22 protein-coding genes and 1 pseudogene are annotated in these 20899 nt (G+C 73.4%); 8 read left to right on the forward strand and 15 right to left on the reverse strand.

The features are described from left to right. The 4 genes and pseudogenes from ACTZWW_RS18720 to recN form a co-directional block, all read left to right on the forward strand. A pseudogene (locus tag ACTZWW_RS18720) lies at positions 1 to 609 on the forward strand (cell division protein FtsZ); the annotation flags it as partial. 384 nt (positions 610 to 993) lie between these two features. Then, a complete protein-coding gene (lpxC, locus tag ACTZWW_RS18725; RefSeq protein WP_444782480.1) occupies positions 994 to 1935 on the forward strand; it encodes a UDP-3-O-acyl-N-acetylglucosamine deacetylase in 942 nt (313 codons plus the stop codon). Positions 1936 to 2080: 145 nt separating this feature from the next. Beyond that, on the forward strand, positions 2081 to 2980 hold the full coding sequence (locus ACTZWW_RS18730; RefSeq protein WP_444782481.1) for an outer membrane protein assembly factor BamD: 900 nt from the start codon (positions 2081 to 2083) through the stop codon (positions 2978 to 2980). A 13-nt stretch (positions 2981 to 2993) separates the two neighbouring features. Further along, the gene (gene recN / locus ACTZWW_RS18735; RefSeq protein WP_444782482.1) at positions 2994 to 4667 is read left to right on the forward strand and encodes a DNA repair protein RecN; all 1674 of its coding nucleotides are present in this window, start codon (positions 2994 to 2996) and stop codon (positions 4665 to 4667) included. 57 nt (positions 4668 to 4724) lie between these two features. On the opposite strand, the gene ACTZWW_RS18740 is transcribed toward recN, so the two are convergent. From ACTZWW_RS18740 to phnG, 13 genes are all read right to left on the reverse strand, one after another. After that, a complete protein-coding gene (locus ACTZWW_RS18740; RefSeq protein WP_444782483.1) occupies positions 4725 to 5261 on the reverse strand; it encodes a hypothetical protein in 537 nt (178 codons plus the stop codon). A gap of 106 nt (positions 5262 to 5367) precedes the next feature. Beyond that, the gene (locus ACTZWW_RS18745) at positions 5368 to 6108 is read right to left on the reverse strand and encodes an autoinducer binding domain-containing protein (protein ID WP_444782484.1); all 741 of its coding nucleotides are present in this window, start codon (positions 6106 to 6108) and stop codon (positions 5368 to 5370) included. 81 nt (positions 6109 to 6189) lie between these two features. Beyond that, positions 6190 to 7371: an MFS transporter gene (locus ACTZWW_RS18750; RefSeq protein WP_444782485.1), complete on the reverse strand. Its 1182-nt coding sequence runs from the start codon at positions 7369 to 7371 to the stop codon at positions 6190 to 6192. After that, a complete protein-coding gene (locus tag ACTZWW_RS18755) occupies positions 7368 to 8849 on the reverse strand; it encodes an HD domain-containing protein (protein WP_444782486.1) in 1482 nt (493 codons plus the stop codon). Before ACTZWW_RS18755 ends, ACTZWW_RS18750 begins: the two co-directional genes overlap by 4 nt. 27 nt (positions 8850 to 8876) lie before the next feature. Then, positions 8877 to 10172, reverse strand: a complete 1296-nt coding sequence (locus ACTZWW_RS18760; RefSeq protein ID WP_444782487.1) for a solute carrier family 23 protein — start codon at positions 10170 to 10172, stop codon at positions 8877 to 8879. A gap of 62 nt (positions 10173 to 10234) precedes the next feature. After that, a complete protein-coding gene (phnN, locus tag ACTZWW_RS18765; protein WP_444782488.1) occupies positions 10235 to 10816 on the reverse strand; it encodes a phosphonate metabolism protein/1,5-bisphosphokinase (PRPP-forming) PhnN in 582 nt (193 codons plus the stop codon). Then, positions 10813 to 11967, reverse strand: a complete 1155-nt coding sequence (locus ACTZWW_RS18770) for an alpha-D-ribose 1-methylphosphonate 5-triphosphate diphosphatase (protein ID WP_444782489.1) — start codon at positions 11965 to 11967, stop codon at positions 10813 to 10815. Before ACTZWW_RS18770 ends, phnN begins: the two co-directional genes overlap by 4 nt. Before the next feature lie 26 nt (positions 11968 to 11993). Then, positions 11994 to 12704 (reverse strand): phosphonate C-P lyase system protein PhnL, encoded by a 711-nt coding sequence (phnL, locus tag ACTZWW_RS18775; RefSeq protein WP_444782490.1) that lies wholly within the window; start codon positions 12702 to 12704, stop codon positions 11994 to 11996. Positions 12705 to 12718: 14 nt separating this feature from the next. After that, positions 12719 to 13495 carry a phosphonate C-P lyase system protein PhnK gene (phnK, locus tag ACTZWW_RS18780; protein WP_444782491.1) on the reverse strand — a complete coding sequence of 259 codons (777 nt, stop codon included), beginning with the start codon at positions 13493 to 13495 and terminating at the stop codon, positions 12719 to 12721. Next, positions 13488 to 14414, reverse strand: a complete 927-nt coding sequence (locus tag ACTZWW_RS18785; protein WP_444782492.1) for an alpha-D-ribose 1-methylphosphonate 5-phosphate C-P-lyase PhnJ — start codon at positions 14412 to 14414, stop codon at positions 13488 to 13490. The genes phnK and ACTZWW_RS18785 overlap by 8 nt, the downstream gene beginning before the upstream one ends. Then, positions 14411 to 15514, reverse strand: a complete 1104-nt coding sequence (locus tag ACTZWW_RS18790; RefSeq protein WP_444782493.1) for a carbon-phosphorus lyase complex subunit PhnI — start codon at positions 15512 to 15514, stop codon at positions 14411 to 14413. The genes ACTZWW_RS18785 and ACTZWW_RS18790 overlap by 4 nt, the downstream gene beginning before the upstream one ends. Positions 15515 to 15518: 4 nt before the next feature. Continuing rightward, positions 15519 to 16148, reverse strand: coding sequence for a phosphonate C-P lyase system protein PhnH (gene phnH / locus ACTZWW_RS18795; protein ID WP_444782494.1), 630 nt, complete (start codon positions 16146 to 16148; stop codon positions 15519 to 15521). Between the two features lies 1 nt (position 16149). Beyond that, positions 16150 to 16605, reverse strand: a complete 456-nt coding sequence (gene phnG / locus ACTZWW_RS18800; RefSeq protein WP_444782495.1) for a phosphonate C-P lyase system protein PhnG — start codon at positions 16603 to 16605, stop codon at positions 16150 to 16152. A gap of 102 nt (positions 16606 to 16707) precedes the next feature. On the opposite strand from phnG, the gene phnF reads away from it, so the two are divergent. Beyond that, positions 16708 to 17466: a phosphonate metabolism transcriptional regulator PhnF gene (gene phnF, locus ACTZWW_RS18805; RefSeq protein ID WP_444782496.1), complete on the forward strand. Its 759-nt coding sequence runs from the start codon at positions 16708 to 16710 to the stop codon at positions 17464 to 17466. A 12-nt stretch (positions 17467 to 17478) separates the two neighbouring features. Here the strand turns inward: phnF and ACTZWW_RS18810 are convergent, their stop codons facing one another. Further along, the gene (locus ACTZWW_RS18810; protein ID WP_444782497.1) at positions 17479 to 18096 is read right to left on the reverse strand and encodes a DapH/DapD/GlmU-related protein; all 618 of its coding nucleotides are present in this window, start codon (positions 18094 to 18096) and stop codon (positions 17479 to 17481) included. A gap of 148 nt (positions 18097 to 18244) precedes the next feature. On the opposite strand from ACTZWW_RS18810, the gene ACTZWW_RS18815 reads away from it, so the two are divergent. Both ACTZWW_RS18815 and ACTZWW_RS18820 read left to right on the forward strand, forming a co-directional pair. Next, the gene (locus ACTZWW_RS18815) at positions 18245 to 18688 is read left to right on the forward strand and encodes an NUDIX hydrolase (RefSeq protein WP_444782498.1); all 444 of its coding nucleotides are present in this window, start codon (positions 18245 to 18247) and stop codon (positions 18686 to 18688) included. After that, positions 18685 to 19098, forward strand: a complete 414-nt coding sequence (locus tag ACTZWW_RS18820) for a TIGR02301 family protein (RefSeq protein ID WP_444782499.1) — start codon at positions 18685 to 18687, stop codon at positions 19096 to 19098. The genes ACTZWW_RS18815 and ACTZWW_RS18820 overlap by 4 nt, the downstream gene beginning before the upstream one ends. Positions 19099 to 19114: 16 nt before the next feature. Here the strand turns inward: ACTZWW_RS18820 and mutM are convergent, their stop codons facing one another. Further along, a complete protein-coding gene (mutM, locus tag ACTZWW_RS18825) occupies positions 19115 to 19999 on the reverse strand; it encodes a bifunctional DNA-formamidopyrimidine glycosylase/DNA-(apurinic or apyrimidinic site) lyase (RefSeq protein WP_444782500.1) in 885 nt (294 codons plus the stop codon). Positions 20000 to 20139: 140 nt separating this feature from the next. On the opposite strand from mutM, the gene ubiE reads away from it, so the two are divergent. Next, the gene (gene ubiE, locus ACTZWW_RS18830; protein ID WP_444782506.1) at positions 20140 to 20892 is read left to right on the forward strand and encodes a bifunctional demethylmenaquinone methyltransferase/2-methoxy-6-polyprenyl-1,4-benzoquinol methylase UbiE; all 753 of its coding nucleotides are present in this window, start codon (positions 20140 to 20142) and stop codon (positions 20890 to 20892) included. The last annotated feature ends 7 nt before the right edge of the window (positions 20893 to 20899 follow it).

The following is a 20899-nucleotide window of genomic DNA, read 5'->3' on the forward strand; positions in this document are numbered from 1 at the left end:
CCCGCGGCGTCGCCCGCGGTCACCGCCGCCGAGCGCGCGGTCGCCGAGGCGATGGCCGGGCTCGCCGTCGAGCGCTCGCCCACGCCGGAGCCGCATCCGGAAGCCTCGCACGACGACATCTTCGTGCCGCCGCAGGCGGAGCGGGTGCATCGGGCGCCGCGCATGCCGCGGGTCGACGAGCTGCCGATGCCGGCGCAGAACCAGCTGCGCGCCCGCGGGCCGCAGCCCGAGGCCGAGCAGAAGCGCGGCCTGCTGCACCGTCTCGCCACCGTCGGCTTCGGCCGTCGGGACGAGGCGCCGGCCCAGGGTCACGGACACTCCCATGGGCATGCGCACGCCCAGCCCGCGCCGCAGGCGCAGGCCCCCGCGCCGCGTCAGCCGGCTCCGGCCCCGCGTCCGGCCCAGCCCGCCGCGCAGGCTCCGGCCCAGCCGCAGCAGCCGGGCATGTCGCCCGCCCACGCGGAGTACGCCAAGCGTCCGGCGTCGCCGCAGGGCTACCGCCCGGCCCAGGGCAATCTCGACCCGCACGGCCGTGCGCCCGCCCAGCCGCGCGCGCTCGACGACGACCAGCTCGAGATCCCCGCCTTCCTGCGCCGCCAGGCGAACTGAGGCGGCTCCCGAGCCGACCCCCTCGGCGGCGGCCCGCCGATCCCGTCCCAGGGCCGCCGCCGTCCCTCTCCCGACCCTGCCCGATTCCCGCCCAGGAAAGCCCCGGACGCCCGCGTCCGGGGCTTTCGTCCTTGTCGGCGCACGCCGAAAAACTCCAATGATTTCAAAGCCCGTCATGGGTATGGCGAAATCGCGGCGACTTGTAACAGATCGTTAGACAACGTGATTTGGCCGGCCCGGCGGGCGCGACTATGGTGCGCCGCATACAGGAAGAGGCGGTCGGGCTCCCGCTCGAACCGTCCGGGGCCGAGAGCACGGACAGGACGGCCGATCGCCGTGGACGCTCGCGTCCGCGAGAGGTGTCGCGTGTTCGGGAAGAGAACGATGAGCCAGATGCATCAGGTCACCCTGCGCGCGCCCGTCGAGATCGGCGGAACGGGCGTTCATTCCGGCGAGAGCGTCTCGGTCACCCTGCATCCCGCGGAGCCCAACCACGGCATCGTCTTCCTGCGTACCGGCCTCCCCAACGGCATCGACCGTCTGATCGAAGCCCGCCACATCAACGTCTGCGCCACCGAGCTGTGCACCGTCGTCGGCGCCCGAGAGAGCGGCTGCGTGGCGACGACCGAGCACCTGATGGCCGCTCTCGCGGGGCTCGGGATCGACAACGTCCTCGTCGAGATCGACGCCGCGGAGGTGCCGATCCTCGACGGCTCCGCCGCGCCCTTCGTCGAGGCGATCGAGTCGGTCGGGACGATCAGCCAGGCGGCGTCGCGGCGCGTCCTCAAGGTCCGCCGCCCGGTGCGGGTGGAGAAGGGCGCCTCCTTCGTCGAGCTGCTGCCGGCCGACAAGGGCCTCAAGCTCGACGTCGAGATCGACTTCGCCGACAGCGCCATCGGCCGCCAGCGCCGCGTCTGCGACCTCACGCCGGCGACCTTCCGCCGCGAGATCGCCGCGGCGCGCACCTTCGGCTTCATGCGCGACGTCGAGGCGCTGTGGAAGGCGGGCTTCGCGCTCGGCGCCTCGCTCGAGAACACCGTCGCCGTGGGCGAGGACGGGGTGATCAACCCCGAGGGCCTGCGCTTCGCCGACGAGTTCGCCCGCCACAAGCTGCTCGACGCGGTGGGCGACCTCGCGCTCGCCGGCCATCCGCTCTGCGCGCACTACCGCGCCCATCGCGGCGGCCACCGCCTCAATTTCGCCGTCCTGGAAGCCTTGTTCGCCGATCGTGCGAACTACGAGATCGTCGAGCTCGGGACGCGACGGGAGCCGGCCGAGGCCGCGCTGCCCCTGCCGCTCGCGGCCTTCGGCGGCCGCGCCGGCTGAACGCCTCCACCGTTCTCTCGCGACCGTCGGGCGCATCCCACGCGATGCCGCTTTGCGGATCGGCGGGTCTGAGGTAAACAGCGCGGAAACTAGGTGCCGGCGCGGGACGCGCGGGGCGCGAATCCCTTCGGAGGTCGATCGAGGCATGTCTTTCGCGAATGCGTATCGAGGCGCGAAAGCCGCCGCCGTCCGCTCGGTCGCGATCGCCGGGCTCGCGCTCGCGCTCGCCGGCTGCGAGACCGTCGCCTCGCTCAACCCCTTCGGACGGGGCGAGACCTACGAGCCCGAGATCGTCGAGACACGGCCCGCCGCCGAGCTCTACAACGAGGGCCTCTCCCTGATCGACCGCGGCCAGTACCAGTCGGCCGCCGAGCGATTCGAGGAGATCGAGGAAGCCTACCCGTTCAGCGACTTCGCCCGCCGCGCGTTGGTGATGCAGGCCTACGCCCAGTTCGCCGGCGGCGCCTACGACGACAGTACGAACACGGCGCAGCGCTACCTGCAGCTCTACCCGGGGCAGGACAGCGCCGATTACGCGCAGTACATCCTGGCGATGTCGAACTTCAACCAGATCCCCGACATCACCCGCGACCAGACCCGCACGGCCCAGGCGCTGCGCGCCTTCCAGGAGCTGATCGACCGCTACCCCGACTCGGACTACGTCGAGGACGCGCGTGCCAAGATCGTCTTCGCCAACGACCAGCTCGCGGGCAAGGAGATGGAGGTCGGGCGCTTCTACCTGGAGCGGCGCAACTATACCGGAGCGATCAACCGCTTCCGGACCGTGGTCGCCAGCTACCAGACGACGCGCCACTCCGAGGAAGCGCTGGCGCGCCTGACCGAGGCGTACATGGCCATGGGCATCGTCGACGAGGCGCAGACCGCGGCCGCCGTGCTCGGTCACAACTTCCCCGAGTCGCAATGGTACCGCGACAGCTACGCGCTCCTCCAGTCGGGCGGGCTCGAGCCGCGGGAGAACCGCCAGTCCTGGATCAGCCGCGCCTTCCGCGGGTTCACGCGGGCGGTGGTCGGCGTCGGCGGCTGAGCCGCGCGCGTCCATGCTCGTCCAGCTCTCGATCCGCGACATCGTCCTGATCGATCGCCTGGAGCTGCAGTTCGGCGACGGCCTCTCCGTGCTGACCGGCGAGACCGGTGCCGGCAAGTCCATCCTGCTCGATTCGGTCTCCCTCGCGCTCGGCGGGCGTGGCGACGGGGCACTGGTTCGCCACGGCGAGAAGCAGGCCGTCGTCACCGCCGTCTTCGACGTCCCCGCCGATCATCCCGCCCGAGCCATCGCCGCGCAGGCGGAGATCGACACCGAGGGCGACCTCATCCTGCGCCGGGTCCAGATGGCGGACGGGCGCACCCGCGCCTTCATCAACGACCAGGCCGCGAGCGTGCAGGTGCTGCGCGCCATCGGCGGGACGCTCGTCGAGATCCACGCCCAGAACGCCGACCGTGCGTTCGTCGACCCGGCGACCCACCGTGCCATCCTCGACGCCTATGGCGGGCTCGCGGCCGACGGCGCGGCCGTCGCCTCGGCGGCGGAGCGGGTGCGCGACAGCCGGCGGGCGCTGGAACGCCATCGCGCCCGCATCGAGGCCGCACGCAAGGAGGCCGACTTCCTGCGCCACGCCGTCGAGGAACTCTCCGCGCTCGCCCCGAAGCCGGGCGAGGAGGAGGCGCTGGCCGAGCGGCGCGCCACGATGATGCAGGCCGAGAAGGTGGCGAGCGACCTCGCCGAGGCCTTCGATTCGGTCGCCGGCAACGCCTCGCCCATCGCCGCTCTCTCCGCCGCCGTCCGCAAGCTCGAGCGGCGCGGCGCGCAGGCGCCCGCCCTCGTCGATCCGCCGGTGCGGGCGCTCGACGCCGCGCTGGTCGCGCTCGACGAGGCGCGCGCCGCGCTCGAGGAGGCGATGCGCGCCGCCGAGTTCGACCCGCACGAGCTCGAGCGCGTCGAGGAGCGCCTGTTCGCCCTGCGCGCCGCCGCGCGCAAGCACGACGTCCCCGCCGACGAGCTCGCGGCGCTGGCGCAGCGCTACGCCTCCGACCTCGCCGAAATCGACGCGGGCGAGGAGACGCTGCATCGGCTCGAAGCCGCGCTGGCCGAGGCGGACGTCGCCTATGTCGCGGCGGCCCGGGCGCTCAGCGATAAGCGGCGCGGCGCCGCGCACGCGCTCGACGCGGCGGTGCTCGCGGAGCTGCCGCCGCTCAAGCTCGAGCGCGCCGCCTTCATCACCGAGATCGCGGTGGACGAGGCGAGCCGCGATCCCGCCGGCTTCGACCGGGTCGAGTTCTGGGCGCGGACCAACCCGGGCACGCGTCCCGGCCCGATGATGAAGGTGGCGTCCGGCGGCGAGCTCTCGCGCTTCATGCTGGCGCTCAAGGTCGTGATCGCCGACCGCGGCTCGGCGCCGACCCTCGTCTTCGACGAGATCGACACCGGCGTCGGCGGCGCGGTGGCGGACGCGATCGGCCAGCGCCTCGCCCGCCTCGCCGGGCGCGTGCAGGTGATGGCGGTGACCCACGCCCCGCAGGTCGCGGCCCGCGCGGGGGCGCACTACCTGATCTCGAAGGAGCCCGTCGAGGGCTCCGACCGCGTCGCGACCCGCGTCACCCCCCTGCGCGAAGCCCCCCGCCGCGACGAGATCGCCCGCATGCTGGCCGGCGCGACCATCACCGACGAGGCCCGCGCGGCGGCGGGGAAGCTGCTGGAGGCGGCGGTTCGGTGAGGGTGGTTTTCGCGTGGCCAGTGCTTCGGGCCGCGTCACGCCGGCGAGCCTGTGCCGCTATCGTCTCCCGACCCGTGTCCGGGGCTCGTGCGCTCGCAGGCGCTCGGCGGCGGAAGCTGCGAGCTTCCGGGTGAACTCGGCGACGAGCCCCAGTGCAACGCTCGCATCCGGGTCCGCTTCCGCGATCGATCGGGCCGAGGATGCCATCGCCCCGGCGCACTCGTCGGCCACGCGCCTGACCTCGGCCAAGCCTTCGGCCGATGCGCACATCGCAACGAGGCCCGGAATCGACGCAGCCTCGATCGAGCCCGGAACCGGGCCGGGAACCGGTGATTCGGTCTGTGCGTCGTCGATGCCGCCGGCCAGCCAAAGGCTCGCTTCGTAGCGGGCTATCGCTGCTGACGGAGGCTCGTCTCGCCTCGAGAGAATCTCCAGCGCGGCGGCGTCCGCACGCTCCCATGCCGCGCAGAGGGCGCGGTCGTCCTCGACCCCGCCGACGAGTGCCAGCCGCTCCAGCGCGAATGCCGTAGCGGCAGCAATCCTCAATTCTTCGAGGGGCTTCGCGTGGTGCGAGTCGTCATGCTTGTACATCATGGGAGATCACGTCGGCCCCTGGGCGATGGATATGTCACGCCACAGTCTTAGGGTGCACACGACGCGTTCGCGTAGTACGCTTTCGCGTACTATCCCTGCGTAAAGTCTAGCGCACCAACCCCAGCCGGATCGCCTCCGCCACCGCGTGTGTGCGGTTGCGCGTGCCGAGCTTGCGGCGGGCGGCGCGCAGGTGGCGGTCGACGCCGTGGTCGGTGATCTTCATGCGCGCGCCGATCTCCAGGTCCGTGAGGCCCTCGGCCGCCCATTGCAGCGTCTCGCGCTCGCGCGGCGAGAGGGAGGGGCGCAGGTAGGGCTCCTCCTCGTCGACGCGGCGCAGCTGCAGGCTGCGCGCGAGCGCATAGGTGGCGAGCAGGGTGAGCACGCCCCGCGCCTCCGGCGAGGCCTCGCCGAAGGCGCCCGCCAGCGGGAAGCCGGCCACGTCGCCTTCCACCGTGACGAGCGGCACGGTGAATCCGCATTTCAGGTCGAAGTCGCTCGCCTCGTCCATCACCCGGCGCGCGGCGGCGTCCTGCGCGCACTCGGCCTCGAGCTCGGACCAGAAGAAGGGCGCGGCGTTGGCGTTGACCCGGCGGATCGCCGGGTCGCGGAAGAGATAGCCGTGCGAGAAGTAGCGCCGGGCCCATTCCTCCGGCCAGTCCGCCAGCACCACGTGCCCGACCTGCTGCACGCGCGACGCCCCCGGGCGTGGGATGGTGCCGGCGAGGATGTGCTCGAAGCCGAAGCGGCGCGCCGGCGCGAGCAGCGCCCGGCAGACGTCCTCGTGCGTGCGCGCGCGGTCGACCTCCTGGATGAAGGCGAGCGTCTGATCCAGCGACTTCCGGGACATCGGGCGACCTCCCCGGGCCGCCTCCAGGGGCGACCTCGCATCGTATGGTGCCGGACCGTGCAGCGCGCGGCAAGCCTGTGCTCACGCGCGCGCGCCGGCGCGCAGGGCGGCGATCAGCGTCGTGAGCGTCGCCACCGATAATCCGGCGACGCCCACGAGCCCCGCCGTCCAGCCGGCCCGGTCGACCACCAGCCCGACGAGCGGCGGGCCCGCCAGCGAGCCGAGGCAGCCGAGCTGCGCGATCAGCGCGTTGATGCGCACCACCTCGACCGCGTCGCGGGCGACCTCCCGGATCGCGCCGAAGACGGTGGCCGGCACGACGCCGAGCGCGGCGCCGGCCGCGACGCCCACGGCGAGGAGCCCCGCGGGGCTCGCGCCGACGAGGGCCGCGCAGGCGAGCGCGAGCGTGGCGCCCCCCAGGCCGAGCGCGAGAAGGCGCCCGCGATCGACGCCACGCGCGATCGCCGCCCCCGTCGCGAGGCTGCCGGGCGCGCCGGCGGCGGCGAAGCCGACCACGATCGCCGCGACGGCCCGCTCGGCGCCCTGCGCCGCGGCATAGGCCGGGTAGAGGCTCGCCACCGCGAGCAGGATCGCCGCGAAGCCGCTGAAGCCCCCCGCCAGGAGCAGCCCGGCACGGCTCACGCGCCCGAAGGAGAGGCTCTCTTCCTGCGCCTCGCCCGGCCGCCGCACGCCGCGCAGCCCGAGCCCCGCGGCGAGCGCCGTCATGGCGACGAGCGCGGCGTGGACGAGAAACAGGCCGCGCCACGAGAGCGCGTCCGGCGCGAGGAGGTCGATCGCGCCGGCGAGCGTGAGACCGACGGGGATGAAGGTGCTCCAAAGCGCCATTACCCGCGGGCGGTCCGCGTCGCTCGCGACGTTGGCCATCAGGGAGGGTGCGGCGACGACGACGAGGAGGTAGCCGATCCCCTCCACCGCGCGCGACCCGGCGAGCCCGGCGAAGGCGGGCGCGGCCGCCGCCGCGGCGATGCCGGCCGCGGTGAGCCAGAGGCCGCCGACGATCGCCCGCGCCTCGCCCAGCCGCGCCACCAGCGCGCCGGCGACGATGCCGCCCACCGCGCCGACGAGGGTCACCAGCGAGACGAGCAGGCCCGCCGCGGACAGGCCGACGCCGACCGCCTCCTGGATCTCGCCGAGCCGCGGCGTCAGGCGTCCGAGCTGCGCGGCCGCCGCGATCCCCGCGAGATAGGCGCAGACGACCGCCGCCCAGGGCGTCGCGCCCGCCGCTGCGGAGGCCGCCCTCACGCGACGGCCGGCGCGATCAGGTCGCCGAGATCGCCCACGACCTTGCGTCCGTCCGGGTGCAGGGCGTAGCGCCCCGGCCCGAGCGCCCCCGAGACGTGCCCGACGTTCACCGACAGCCGCACGCCCGCGCCGGCGGAGTAGCGCGCCAGCGCCGCGAGCGCGCTCGAGGCCGCATGGGCGGCGAAGACGTGCACCTCGTCGACCGTGCCGCGGATCTCCTCGACGAGGGCCATGAGCGTCGCGCCCGACGCGATCGCCCCGTCGATCACGACGGCGCGCGCATGGCCGGCCACGGCGCCGGCGGCGAGATCGTGGCCGACGAGGAGATCGCCACCGTCGGTCATCCGCTTGGCGTGCGGAGCGATGCCGCGGCCCGGCGGCAGGCAGCCGAGGCGCTGGGCGAGGATGCGTCCCTCGCGCTCGGGGGCGATGCAGACGCTGTCCTCGAGGGCGCACAGATAGCGCATGCCGCCACGCAGCCGGTCGTAGATCGACAGCACGGCATCGAGATAGGCGCGGTGGTCGTCTCGCGAGGGGGTGCCATGCCCGGCCAGCCGCGTCATCCGCTCGACGAGATCGACGACCGCCGGGTCGAGGGCGGAGGCGACGGTGCAGGCGAAGGTCGGCCCCTCCAGCGCCTCCGCCGCCCCGGCGACGGGCGCGTGCAGCGCGTCGAGGAGGCCGGCGGGGAAGCGCACCAGGCGCGCGAAGGCGCAGCCGTAGCGCTCCTCGAAGCCTCGCGCGATCTCGCGCGCGTCCGGCGTCTCCTCTTCGAGAGCGCGGGAGATCGGACGCCGGCCCGGCGGCGGTGCGGGCGGCTTCGCGTCCGCGGTCGACGGCGCGAAGGCGGGCGTCGTGCGCATGCGCCCGCGCGCCGCGCCCTCGGCGATCAGCGCCTGCCCGAAGGTCCACCAGTCGCCGCCCAGGCCCGCGATCGGCGCCTTGCGCCGCAGCACGTCGTCGCGATGGACGCCGGGCATGTTCCAGGTCCCCCCTCCCGAGAACCAGTTGAGGATCAGCGGCTGGAGCCGGTCCACGCCGCGGGCGAAGCGCGCGGTGGGCGTCTCTCCGGCCTCGAACTCGTCCCAGAGCGCGCGCAGCTCCGCGTGCAGGTCGTCGGGCAGCAGGCCGAACAGGCGGTCGGCCGCGCGCTCCTCGCGCTCGGCCTGCGTCGCGCCGGCCTTCGTGTCGTAGAGGAAGGTGTCGCCGGCGTCGATCTCGACGATGTCGTGCACGAGCATCATCCGCACCGCCGCCTCGCGGTCGACATCCGCGGGCGCGTCGCGCGACAGCACGAGCGCCATCGTCGCGACGTGCCAGGAGTGCTCCGCGTCGGTCTCCACGCGGGAGAGGTCCAGGAGCGGGGAGCGGCGCAGCACGCGCTTGAGGCGGTCGAGCTCGAGCATGAAGGCGAGGAGCCGGCGGCCGCGCTCGTCGAGCAGGCCGGCCACGGCCGGCGGGAGGTCGTCGATGGTCATCGATCCGTTCTCCACGTGAGCGGCGCCTCAGCGCGCCAGGATCTGGAGGGCGATGCTCGCGGCGATGACGAGCCCGGAGACGAGAAGGAGGCCGTGGGGCCGGCGGCCGCCCAGCGCCTCGCCGACGCCGTAGACGAGGATGCCCGCCAGGAAGGCGGTGTCCACCGCGAAGGTGGCGAGCGCCACGAGCGGCATGACGGCCAGCGCGCCGACCTCGTGCGCGCGAAATCCGTCGAGCGGGCCGATCCGGCGCACCATGCGGAAGGCGACGTAGACGAGCGCGCCGAGGGTCGCGGTGAGCGGCACCATCTCCACCAGCGGGTAGGCGAGGAGCACGCACAGGGTGAGCCCGCCGACGACGAGCGCCGTGAGGCCCGTGCGCCCGCCGACGCCGATCCCCACAGCGCTCTCGACATAGGTCGTGATGTTCGAGGTGCCGAGCAGAGAGCCCAGCACGGTGCCGGCGCCGTCGGTCAGCAGCGCCTGGCGGCGGCGCGGCAGCTTGCCGTCGACCTGCAGCCCGGTTGCGTGGGTGAGGCCGATGAACTTCGCAACCGATCCGTAGAAGTCGAGCACGAAGAGGATGATCACCGCGGAGATCGCCGCGGGGCTCAGCACGGCGAGCAGGTTCGCCTGGCCGACGGCGGAGACGGCGTTCGACCAGTCCCGCGGCTGCGCCTGCGCGGCGCCGTCGCCCGTCAGCGTGTAGGCCACCGAGAGCACGACGATGGTGATGAGGACCGATCCCGGCACGCGCAGGCGATCGAGGACGAGCGCGATCGGCAGGAAGACGAGCACGAACAACGCGTCGCGCGAGACGAGCGTGCCGATCCCCGAGATCAGCTGGCCGTCGTAGACGACGACGCCGGAGACGCGCAGCGCGATGGCGACGAGGAAGAACCCGACCGTCAGCGAGAGGCCGATCTTGAGTGCGTCCGGAACGGCGTCGATCAGGCGTCCGCGCAGGCCCGAAGCCGAGATCGCGATCATCAGCACGCCCGACCAGAACACGAGACCGAGCGCGTCCTGCCAGCCGAAGCCGAGGCTGCCGACGACGAAGAAGGCGACGAGCCCGTTCATCTCCATGCCGGGCGCGAGGGCGAACGGCAGCCGCGCCCAGGCACCCATCAGCAACGTCGCGGCCGCCGAGGCGATCACGGTCGCGAAGAACACCGCGGTGAAGTCGAAGCCGGCACTCGCTAGAATAGACGGGTTTACGACGAAAATATACGACAAGGTTACGAACGTAGACAGGCCGGCGAGCACTTCCGTGGACGCGCGGGTTCGTTCGCCGCCCGGGCGGGCGAGCGTGGTTTCGGCCATGAAGATCTGCCTTCTGCAGCGGGGTTCGTTCCCGTAGAGGAAAGACAATCTTCCGTAGCGAGTCAACCCGAGTGGGTAGAATTTCCCGTCGTGCGACCCGAGCACGTGTCGGCGAGCCGCGCCAGCGCCGCCGCCAGGGCGGCGACGCCCGCCTCCGGTGTGCGGTCGTTGACGATGGTCACGTCCGCCGCGACGGGGGCGAGGGCGTCGGAGCGGGCGAGCCGGGCATCGGCGTCGGCGTCGCGGCCGCGGGCGCTGATGCGGGCGGCGAGGACCGCGCGCGGGGCGGTGACCTCGACGACGACGACGCCGGGCAGCGCCGCGCGCGCCTCGCCGACTCGCGAGCGCGAGCCGTTGACGACGCACACCGCGCCCGCGGCCGCCGCCTCCGCCACCGCCCGCGGTATGGCGTAGCCGAGGCCGTGGGCGCGCCACCAGAGCGCGAATCGCCCCGCGGCGATGCCGGCCTCGAAGTCCGCATCCGAGATCGTGTCGTGCGCCTCGTGCGCGCCGACCGGCCGGGTCACGAGCCGGTGCGGGAATCGGATGCGTGGATCGTTCGCGAGCGCCCGGCGGGCGCCGTCGATCAGCGTGTCCTTGCCGGCTCCGCTGGGGCCGACGACGAGCACGAGCGCGCCGCTCACGCCACCCGCTCCCCCTCGCGCCAGACCTGGCGCACGACCGGCGTCTCGCCGGCGATGCGCACCCGCACGAGATCGGCGCGCAGGCCCGGCGCGATGGCGCCGCGATCGCCCAGGCCGGTGGCACGGGCGGGGTTGAGCGTCACGGTGCGGATCGCGGCGGGCAGGTCGATCGAGGCGACGCGATCCGGCAGGCGGAAGGCCGCCATCAGCAGGCTCGCGGGGACGTAATCGGAGGAGAGGATGTCGAGGAGGCCCTCCTGCGCCAGCGTCTGCGCGGCGACGTTGCCGGAGTGCGAGCCGCCGCGGATGAGGTTGGGCGCGCCCATCATCACGGTGATGCCGTGGTCGCGGCAGGCCTGCGCCGCCTCGACCGTGGTCGGGAACTCCGCCAGCGACACGCCCGCCTCGAAGGAGGCGCCGACGTCCTCGCGGGTCGTGTCGTCGTGGCTCGCGATCGGGATGCCGCGAGCCTGCGCCAGCGCGATCAGCGCCGGGCGATGACGCGCGACCATCTCGCCGTTACGCGCCACGCGATGGGCGACGACCGCCTCGGTTTCCTCGCGGCTCTTGTCGTTCTTGCCGCCGTAGTAGACGAAGTACTTCTCCAGGTCGCGGAACTGCCGCTGCCCGGGCGTGTGGTCCATCAGCGACATCAGCCCGACTGGGAACACCGAGACGAAGTTCTCGACCGATTCGAGGATGTCCGGCGAGGGGATCTCGCAGCGCAGGTGCGTGTAGTGCTCGGCGCGGAAGAGCTTGTGCCGGCGCGCCTCGTCGAGCGCCTCGGCGATGGTGAAGAGCTCGCCGCCCAGGCTCGGCGCGTCGAGGTCGGTGCCCGCGCGCAGCGAATCGAATACGGTGGTGATGCCCGAGGTGACGATCTGCGCGTCGTAGGCCAGCACCGCGCCGAGCGGGTGCCAGCGCACCTTGGGGCGCGGCGCGTAATGGCTCTCCAGATGGTCCGTGTGCAGCTCGACCAGGCCGGGAATCAGCGTCTCGCCGGCGCAGTCGATGCCCCGCTCGGGCGCGCGCCCCTCGCCCACCTCGACGATCTTCCCGTCGGCCACGGCGACGAAGCCACGGATCACCGCGTCGGGCAGGACGATCTCGGCGTTCTCGAGCACGACGCTCGCGGGGCTCTGGGATGTCATCTCTCGGTTCTTTCGGGAAGCGAAGGTCAAGCGGCTGGTCTAGCCCGGAAGCGTGTCACGTCGACGACGCGGGTCGCCACGGCATCGCGGACGTCCGCATCGTGGAAGATGCCGATGAGCGCGCAGCCGGCCGCGCGCTTCTCGCGGATCAGCTCTATCACGACCGCGCGATTCGCGGCGTCGAGAGAGGCGGTCGGCTCGTCCAGCAGGAGCACGCTGCGCGGCGCGATCAGCCCGCGGGCGATGTTGACGCGCTGCTGCTCGCCGCCGGAGAAGGTCGCCGGCGGCAGCTCCCACAGGCGCTCGGGCAGGTTCATCAGCGCGAGCAGCTCGCGGGCGCGGGCGTCCGCGGCATCGGCGTCGAGGCCGCCCTCGCGGCCCTCCGCCGCGACGACGTCGCGCGCACCGACGCGGGGGATCACCCTCAGGAACTGGCTGACGTAGCCCATCGTCGTGCGCCGCAGCCGCATCACGTCCCGCGGCGCGGCCCGCGCCACGTCGACGATCGCTCCTTCGGCGTCCCGTACGCGGATCGAGCCTTCGTCGCAGCGATAGTTGCCGTAGATCATCTTGAGGAGCGAGGACTTCCCCGCCCCCGACGGGCCGCCGAGCACGACGCATTCGCCGGCATGGACGTCGAGGGAGACGTCGGCCACGACCTCGAGCCGCGTGCCCTCCCGCAGGTGCAGGGTGAAGGTCTTGGAGACGTTCTCGAGGGCGACGAGGGGATCTTTCATGGTTTGCTTCCCCCTCATGCCGCCAGCACGGACGAGACGAGCAATTGCGTGTAGGGCTCGCGCGGGTCGTCGAGCACCTGGTCGGTGAGCCCCGTCTCGATGACGCGGCCATGGCGCATCACCATGATGCGATGGGACAGGAGGCGCGCCACCGCGAGGTCGTGCGTGACGATGATCACCGCGAGCCCGAGCTCGGCGACGAGGCCGCGGATCAGGTCGAGCAGCCGCGCCTGCACGGAGACGTCGAGGCCCGACGTCGGCTCGTCCATCAGGACGAGCCGCGGATGGGTGACGAGGTTGCGGGCGATCTGCAGGCGCTGGCGCATGCCCCCCGAGAAGGTCGTGGGCTGGTCGTCGATGCGCGCGGCGTCGATCTCGACGCGGCGGAGCCAGTCCTCGGCGGTGGCGCGAATCGTCCCGTAGTGCCGCTCGCCGATGGCCATCAGCCGCTCGCCGACGTTCCCTCCGGCGGAGACGCGCATGCGCAGGCCCTGGCGCGCGTCCTGGCGGATGAAGCCCCAGTCGGTGCGCATCAGCACCCGCCGGCGCGCCTCGTCGAGGTCGAACAGGCTCGCCGGCGCGCCGTCTCGCAGGCGGTAGGCGACGGTACCCGCGCTGGGCTCCATCTCGGTGGAGAGCACCGAGAGCAGCGTCGACTTGCCCGAGCCGGATTCGCCCACGATCGCCAGGACCTCGCCGGGGAAGAGGTCGAACGAGACGTCGGCGCAGCCGACGTGGCGGCCGTAGAGCTTCGTCAGGCCGCGGGCCTCGAGGAGCGCGCCCTCACGCATGATCGGTCTCCTTGCGCGCGTCGTCCGCGAGCATCGCCCCGCGATGGCCCGCGGCGCGGCGCTCCTCGCAGAAGTCGCTGTCGGAGCACACGAACATGCGCCCGCCGCGGTCGTCGAGGACGACCTCGTCGAGGTAGACGCCCGTCGCCGCGCAGAGCGCGCAGGGCTCGGCGAAGCGCTGGACCGTGAAGGGATGATCCTCGAAGTCCAGCGAGCGCACCCGGGTGTACGGCGGCACCGCGTAGATGCGCTGCTCGCGTCCGGCCCCGAAGAGCTGGAGCGCCGGCGACATCTCCATCTTCGGGTTGTCGAACTTCGGGGTCGGCGAGGGATCCATGACGTAGCGGCCCGCCACCTCCACCGGATAGGCGTAAGTCGTGGCGATGTGGCCGTGGCGGGCGATGTCCTCGTAGAGCTTCACGTGCATCAGGCCGTACTCGGCGAGCGCGTGGAGCGTGCGCGTCTCGGTCTCGCGGGGCTCCAGGAAGCGCAGCGGCTCGGGGATCGGCACCTGGTAGACGAGCACCTGGCCCTCCGCCAGCGGCTCCTCGGGGATGCGGTGGCGGGTCTGGATGACGGTCGCCGCGCGCGTGCGGGTCGTGGTGGCGACGCGGGCGGTCTTCGCGAAGAACTTGCGGATCGAGACCGCGTTCGTCGTGTCGTCCGACCCCTGGTCGATGACCTTGAGCACGTCGGAGGGCCCGATGACGGAGGCCGTCACCTGCACGCCGCCGGTGCCCCAGCCGTAGGGCATCGGCATCTCCCGCGAGGCGAAGGGCACCTGGTATCCCGGGATCGCGATGCCCTTGAGGATCGCGCGGCGGATCATCCGCTTCGTCTGCTCGTCGAGATAGGCGAAGTTGTAGCCGGTCTCGACGGCGGGGGGCGCGGCGGGGGTGGTCGCGACGGCGGCGGTCATTCCGCGGCCTCCTTGCTCTCGCGATGCCGCTCGGCGACCTCGGCGCGCATGCGGCGCACGAGCTCGAGCTCGGCCTGGAAGTCGACGTAGTGCGGCAGCTTCAGGTGCTCGACGAAGCCCGTGGCCTGGACGTTGTCGGCATGGGCGAGGACGAATTCCTCGTCCTGGGCGGGGCTCCGGCGCTCCTCGTCGAGCTCGCCGGCGCGCAGCGCCCGGTCGACGAGGGCCATCGCCATCGCCTTGCGCTCGCTCTGCCCGAAACCGAGGCCGTAGCCGCGGGTGAACTGCGGCGGCACCTCGGCCGAGCCCTTGAACTGGTTCACCATCTGGCACTCTGTGACGTCGATCTCGCCCAGCGGCACTGCGAAGCCGAGCTCCTCGGGCACGAACTCGACCTCGACCGTGCCGATCCGCACCTCGCCGACGAAGGGATGGGTGCGGCCGTAGCCGCGCTGCGTCGAGTAGGCGAGCGCCAGCAGGAAGCCCTCGTCGCCACGGGCCAGGGCCTGCAGGCGCAAGTCGCGGTCCGCGGGGAAGGCGAGCGGCGCGCGGGTGAGGTCGGCGACGGGCGCGTCGTCCGCGGCGCGCGCCTCGCGCTCGATCAGGTCCTCGCCGGCGAGGAGGTCCGTGACCCGCGGCATGCGCACGCCCGCCTCGGCGACGGGCGCCTCCGGCGCGGGCGGGGGCTCGACGCCGGCGGCGAGCGCGAAGTCGATCAGGCGATGGGTGTAGTCGAAGGTCGGCCCCAGCACCTGGCCGCCCGGCAGGTCCTTGTAGGTCGCCGACACCCGCCGGCGCACGCGCATCGCCCCCGTGTCCACCGGCTGCGCGTAGCCGAAGCGGGCGAGCGTGGTGCGGAAGGCGCGCAGGAGGAAGATCGCCTCGATCAGGTCGCCCCGCGCCTGCTTGATCGCGAGCGCCGCGAGGTCGCGGTCGTAGAGCGAGCCCTCCGTCATCACCCGGTCGACGGCGAGCGCGAGCTGCCCGGCGATCTGGTCCGTGCCGATCTCGGGGACGGAGCGGTCCCCGCGGCGTGCGTCCGCGAGGAGCGCGTGGGCGTTGTCGATGGCGGCCTCGCCGCCCTTCACCGCGACGTACATGCGCTCACTCCCGGATCGTGGTGGTGCGCGGCAGGCCGACGATCCGGTCGCCCGAGGCGAGGATCACGTCGACGCCCCGGGGAAACAGCGCGCCGTTCGCCCGCCAGCGGGCGACGAAGCCCTCGGGCAGCGGCACCGCGTCGAGCCGCGCCACGTCGCGGATGCCGGGGCCCTTGAGCACGAGGCCGCGACCGGCCTCGAGGCGCGTGCAGGCGAGGACGAGGGTGGTCGAACGGTCGGGATAGGCCGGCTCCCCGAGCGCGAATTGGTCGAGGGGCGGCAGCGTCGCCGGATCGGAGACGAGCGCGAAGGCGGCCTCGCGGCCGTCGGCCACGATCCGCGCGCCGGTGTGGAAGCGCAGCCAGCCCGCCACGGCGGGCTCGGCCGCGAGCGCCGCGTCGAGCCACAGCGGCGCCTCGTGGTCGGCGAGCGCGAGCGCGATCGCGGCGAGCGCGGGCGGCAGCGGGGAGGGCGGTGCCAGCGAGAGCGCGAGGCGCTGCGGCGTGCCGGGCCGGGCGAGCGCCTCCATCACCGCGCGGAACACGGCCTGCGCGTCTAGGACGGGGTCGGCGAAGCCGGGCGCGAGGGCGCCGGCGGCGAGGCCTCGGTGCGACGGGTCGGCGGCGGCGCGCATCTCAATCCTCCCCGCGGACCATGGTGAAGAAATCGACCTTCGTCGCCGCGACCCGGCGCGCCTCTCCGGCGCGCTCCGCGGCGATACGGGCCTCCACCGGCGCGAGCGCCGCCTCGACGGCCTGCGGCCGGGCCTGGAACAGGGCGTCGAGGATCGCCGCCTTGCGGGCGCGGGCGGCGTCGCGGCCGAGATGGTAGGCGAAACCCGCCTCGCCCGACGGCAGCCGCACGGCCGCCCGCGTCACCGTCGCCTCGCCGGCGTTGAACGGACGCCCGTCCCCACCCATGCGCCCGCGCAGCATGACGAGCCCGGTCTCGGGCCGGCGCAGGTCGGAGACCGTGCGGGGTGCGTCGAGCGTGGCGAGCGCGGTCTCGAGCTCGTCCGTGCGGGCGAGTGCGCACAGGCGCATCGCCGCCTGCCGGGCTTCGAGGGAGGGTGGGGAGGCATCGGGGGGCATGCGCCGCTCCGGAGGGTCGCCGGGGTGGAGTTGGCGGTGGCGATCTGTGTTGTCTAGTGATATAGACAATCAGCCAATCGGGTCAAATGAAGTTTCGATGACATGCCGCCATCCGACCCCGCCTCCCGAGCCGACCCTCCCTCCCTCGTCCGCGGCGAGGGCGTCGCCGCCTGGCGGCAGATCGTCGACGGGCTGGAGGCCGACATCGGCGCCGGCCGCCTCGCTCCCGGCGACCGGCTCCCCGCCGAGACGCAGCTCGCCGAGCGATTCGGCGTGAACCGCCACACCGTGCGCCGCGCGCTCGGCGTTCTCGCCTCCCGCGGCCTCGTGCGCGCGACCCAGGGGCGCGGCACCTTCGTCGAGGCCCTCCCGCTCGCCTACCCGATCGGTCCGCGCACGCGCTTCACGGAGATCGTCTCCGGCGCCGGGCGTCAGGCCGGCGGCGTGCTGATCTCGGCCCGGGAGCGACCGGCCGACGCCTGGGCGGCGGAGCGGCTCGGGATCGCCGAGGGCGCGCCGGTGCTCGAGCTCGTCACCACGCGCTCGGCCGACGGCACGCCGATCGCGCTCGCCACCAACCTCTTCCCGCTCCCCCGCTTCGCCGGCCTCGACGCCCGCTTCCGCGAGACCGGCTCCCTGACGCGCGCCTACGCGGCGATGGGTGTGCCCGACTACCGCCGCCTCGCCAGCACGGTCGGCGCCCGCCCCGCCGGGCCGGACGACGCCGCCGCCCTCGACCTCTCCCCGGGCCGCATCCTGCTCGTCCTCGACAACGTCAACGTCGACGCGGAGGGTCTGCGCATCCAGGCGACGCGGGCGCTGTTCCCGGCGGACCGGGTGGAGATGGTCGTGGAGTGGTGAGGTCGTGCCGCCTCACCCCCCGTGCTTCTCCAGGAACGCCTCCACCCCCAGCCCCCTGAAATCCGGCAGCGCCCGGCGCAGGCGCTCGTGGTCCCAGTCCCACCAGGCGAGCACGAGGAGGCGCTCCGCGATCGGCTCCGGGAAGCGTCGGCGCACCGGACGGGCGGGGTTCCCGACGACGATCGTGTACGGCGCGACGTCCTTCGTGACGATCGCCCCCGCGCCGACCACCGCGCCCGTGCCGATCGTGCGCCCGGGCAGGACGATTGCGCCGTGGCCGATCCAGACGTCGTGGCCGATCGTCACGGGGGAGGCGCGGCGCCGGTCGAAGAAGCCCGCCTCGTCCTCCTCCTCGTCGGGCCAGTAGGCGGATGCGCGATAGGTGAAGTGCGCCTGGCTCGCCCGCTCCATCGGGTGGTTGCCCGGGTTGATGCGCACCGCCCGCGCGATGGAGCCGAACTTGCCGATCGTCGTGCAGGCGATCTCGCCGTCCTCGACGATGTAGGAATAGTCGTCGAGCACGCTCTCCACGAGCCGCGTGCGCGCGCCGACCTCGGTGTATCGGCCGAGCCGCGTCGCGGCGACGCCGGCGTCGGGGTGGACGAGGGGTGTCTCGGACAGGCGCTTCATCGGCGGGGCCCCGGGCAAGGCGGCGGCCGCATCCCGGACGCCGAGCCGGCTTTCTAGCGCGGGCGTCCGACGGTTCGGTGACGGTCGCGCCGGCCTTCGTGCAATCCCGGCCTTGCCCTTCGCCGCCGGATTGGCGACAAACCGATCCGTGACAGACGAACGCCTCGCCCCCATCCGCCCCTTCCTCGCCGCGAGCGTCGCCGTCGTGCGTGACGGGCGCGTGCTGCTCGCCGCACGCGGCAAGGAGCCGATGCGCGGGCGCTTCACGCTGCCCGGCGGCCTCGTCGAGACCGGCGAGACCCTCGCCGAGGCGGCGCTGCGCGAGCTCGACGAGGAGGTGGGCGTCACGGCCGCGATCATCGGGCCGATCCGCCCCGTCGAGATCATCCTGCGCGACGAGGCGGGCCGCGTCGCCTCGCACTTCGTCATCCAGGCGCACGCCGCGCATTGGCGCTCGGGGGAGGGGGAGACCGGCCCCGAGGCTCTCGAGATCGTCTGGGCCGACGGCGCCGAGGCCGAGCGGCTGCCGACGACGCCCGGCCTCCCGGACATCGTGCGCGCGGCGATCGCCATGGCCGAGGGCACGCGATGAGGCATACGCTCGCCCGTGCGCTCGTTCCGGCACTCGCCGCGCTGCTCCTTTCCGCGCCCGCGACGCCCCCCCGCGCCCAGGACGCCGCTCCCGCGGAGCAGGCGCCCGCGCCGCCGCCCGCCTACGAGGCGGAGCTCCTGCGCCTCTCCGAGGTCATGGGCTCGCTCGCCTTCCTGCGCGACCTCTGCGGCGCGGTCGACGCGCCCGAATGGCCGGCGCGCATGCAGGGGCTCATCGATGCGGAGGGCGAGGTGCGCGCCGGGCGGCTCGCCGGCGCCTACAACCGCGGTTACCGGGCCTTCGCGCTGACGTATCGCGTCTGCACGCCCGCCGCGGAGCGCGCGATCGCGGGCTACCTCGCCGAGGGCGAGCGGCTCTCGCGGGCGGTGGCGCGGCGCTTCGGGGGGTGAGGCCGGCGCGTGTGGCTCAGCGAATCTGGCAGCGCGCGCAGTAGAACGTCGAGCGGCCCGACTGCACGATCCGCTCGACCGTCCCGCCGCACCCCTGCGCCGTGCACGGCTCGCCCTCCCGGTCGTAGACCTTGAACCCGTGCTGGAAATAGCCGAGCGAGCCGTCCGCGTGGGCGAAGTCGCGCAGCGTCGAGCCGCCGGCGGCGACCGCCTCGCTCAGCACGGCGCGGATCTCCTGCGCCAGCAGATGCGCGCTCGCCCGCGGGCGCCCCGTCTTCGTCGCCACGCTTCCCGCCGGCGCCTCCGGATGCAGGCGCGCGCGGTGGAGCGCCTCGCAGACGTAGATGTTGCCCAGCCCCGCGATCAGCCGCTGGTCGAGGAGGGCGGCCTTGAGCGGGGCGATCTTTCCGTGGAAGAGCGCGGCCAGCGTCTCGCCGGAGAGCGCGTTGCCGAGCGGCTCGATGCCGAGACCGGCGAAGTGCCTGCATTCGGCGAGCCCCGCCGAGGGCACCAGGTCCATGTAGCCGAAGCGGCGCACGTCGTTGTAGGTGACCCGCGCGCCGGTGTCGAACTCGAACACGACGTGGTCGTGCAGCGGCATCGTGCCCGGCGCGTAGTGGAACTCCCCGGGCGTGATCACGGCGTGCGCATGCTCCACCGTGAACCGGCCCGTCATGCCCAGGTGCATGATCAGGCTCTCGCCGGTGGAGAGATCCGCGATCAGGTACTTCGCCCGGCGCGACAGCGCGCGCACCTCGGCGCCCGCGAGCCGCGCCTCGAACCGTGGCGGGAAGGGGAAGCGCAGGTCGGGCCGGCGCTGGTCCACCCGCGTGAACCGCGCGCCCACCATGGCGGGCTCGAGCCCACGGCGGACGGTCTCGACTTCGGGAAGCTCGGGCATGTCTCGGCTTGGCGTGCGTGTCGCGGGGGGGCGCGGGTGGGAAATGCGGCCCGCGCGCCTAGATCAGATAGCCTCGGCCCGCGGCTTTCGCTATGTCTCCGGGCGACGCAGGGTGCGCGAGCGCGAGAACGGTGGACGCGATGGTGGACGAGACGACGACGCACTTCGGCGAGAGGACGGTTTCGCTCGGGGAGAAGCAGGGCCTCGTCGACGACGTGTTCCGCTCGGTGGCGCGGCGCTACGACCTGATGAACGACCTGATGTCGGCGGGCCTCCACCGGGCCTGGAAGGATGCGATGGTCGCGTCGCTGCGCCCGGCGCGCACGCGGCCCTTCGCCCATCTCGACGTCGCCGGCGGCACCGGCGACGTCGCCTTCCGCGTCCTCGACGAGGCCGGGCCGGCGGCGCACGTCACCGTCCTCGACATCAATCCCGAGATGCTCGCGGTGGGCCGCGAGCGGGCGGGCGCGCGCTACGGGTCGCGCGCCACCTTCGTGGAGGGGAACGCCGAGGTCCTGCCGTTCGAGGACAGGCGCTTCGACGCCTACACGATCGCCTTCGGCATCAGGAACGTGCCGCGCATCGAGGCCGCGCTCGCCGAGGCGCACCGCGTGCTCAAGACCGGTGGGCGCTTTCTCTGCCTCGAGTTCTCGATGCCCGACATCCCGGGCTTCGACCGGATCTACGACGCCTATTCCTTCAACGTCATCCCGCGCATCGGCAAGGCGGTGACGGGGGACGCGGAGAGCTACCGCTACCTCGTCGAATCGATCCGTCGCTTCCCCACGCCGGGCGTCTTCGCCGACATGATCGAGGAGGCGGGCTTCCGGCGCGTGTCGCACCGGCCGATGACCGGCGGGATCGTGCGCCTGCATTCGGGCTGGAAGATCTGATGGGCGT

It is taken from the genome of Salinarimonas sp. NSM (assembly GCF_052380005.1).
Taxonomy (GTDB): domain Bacteria; phylum Pseudomonadota; class Alphaproteobacteria; order Rhizobiales; family Beijerinckiaceae; genus Salinarimonas.

What these genes read in the sequence shown, in the direction of transcription:
- lpxC (WP_444782480.1), top strand. Translation starts at nt 994, where the DNA reads ATGAGCCAGATGCATCAGGTCACCCTGCGCGCGCCCGTCGAGATCGGC.
- ACTZWW_RS18730 (WP_444782481.1), top strand. Translation starts at nt 2,081, where the DNA reads ATGTCTTTCGCGAATGCGTATCGAGGCGCGAAAGCCGCCGCCGTCCGC.
- recN (WP_444782482.1), top strand. Translation starts at nt 2,994, where the DNA reads ATGCTCGTCCAGCTCTCGATCCGCGACATCGTCCTGATCGATCGCCTG.
- ACTZWW_RS18740 (WP_444782483.1), bottom strand. Translation starts at nt 5,261, where the DNA reads ATGATGTACAAGCATGACGACTCGCACCACGCGAAGCCCCTCGAAGAA.
- ACTZWW_RS18745 (WP_444782484.1), bottom strand. Translation starts at nt 6,108, where the DNA reads ATGTCCCGGAAGTCGCTGGATCAGACGCTCGCCTTCATCCAGGAGGTC.
- ACTZWW_RS18755 (WP_444782486.1), bottom strand. Translation starts at nt 8,849, where the DNA reads ATGACCATCGACGACCTCCCGCCGGCCGTGGCCGGCCTGCTCGACGAG.
- ACTZWW_RS18760 (WP_444782487.1), bottom strand. Translation starts at nt 10,172, where the DNA reads ATGGCCGAAACCACGCTCGCCCGCCCGGGCGGCGAACGAACCCGCGCG.
- ACTZWW_RS18770 (WP_444782489.1), bottom strand. Translation starts at nt 11,967, where the DNA reads ATGACATCCCAGAGCCCCGCGAGCGTCGTGCTCGAGAACGCCGAGATC.
- phnL (WP_444782490.1), bottom strand. Translation starts at nt 12,704, where the DNA reads ATGAAAGATCCCCTCGTCGCCCTCGAGAACGTCTCCAAGACCTTCACC.
- phnK (WP_444782491.1), bottom strand. Translation starts at nt 13,495, where the DNA reads ATGCGTGAGGGCGCGCTCCTCGAGGCCCGCGGCCTGACGAAGCTCTAC.
- ACTZWW_RS18785 (WP_444782492.1), bottom strand. Translation starts at nt 14,414, where the DNA reads ATGACCGCCGCCGTCGCGACCACCCCCGCCGCGCCCCCCGCCGTCGAG.
- ACTZWW_RS18790 (WP_444782493.1), bottom strand. Translation starts at nt 15,514, where the DNA reads ATGTACGTCGCGGTGAAGGGCGGCGAGGCCGCCATCGACAACGCCCAC.
- phnH (WP_444782494.1), bottom strand. Translation starts at nt 16,148, where the DNA reads ATGCGCGCCGCCGCCGACCCGTCGCACCGAGGCCTCGCCGCCGGCGCC.
- phnG (WP_444782495.1), bottom strand. Translation starts at nt 16,605, where the DNA reads ATGCCCCCCGATGCCTCCCCACCCTCCCTCGAAGCCCGGCAGGCGGCG.
- phnF (WP_444782496.1), top strand. Translation starts at nt 16,708, where the DNA reads ATGCCGCCATCCGACCCCGCCTCCCGAGCCGACCCTCCCTCCCTCGTC.
- ACTZWW_RS18810 (WP_444782497.1), bottom strand. Translation starts at nt 18,096, where the DNA reads ATGAAGCGCCTGTCCGAGACACCCCTCGTCCACCCCGACGCCGGCGTC.
- ACTZWW_RS18820 (WP_444782499.1), top strand. Translation starts at nt 18,685, where the DNA reads ATGAGGCATACGCTCGCCCGTGCGCTCGTTCCGGCACTCGCCGCGCTG.
- mutM (WP_444782500.1), bottom strand. Translation starts at nt 19,999, where the DNA reads ATGCCCGAGCTTCCCGAAGTCGAGACCGTCCGCCGTGGGCTCGAGCCC.
- ubiE (WP_444782506.1), top strand. Translation starts at nt 20,140, where the DNA reads ATGGTGGACGAGACGACGACGCACTTCGGCGAGAGGACGGTTTCGCTC.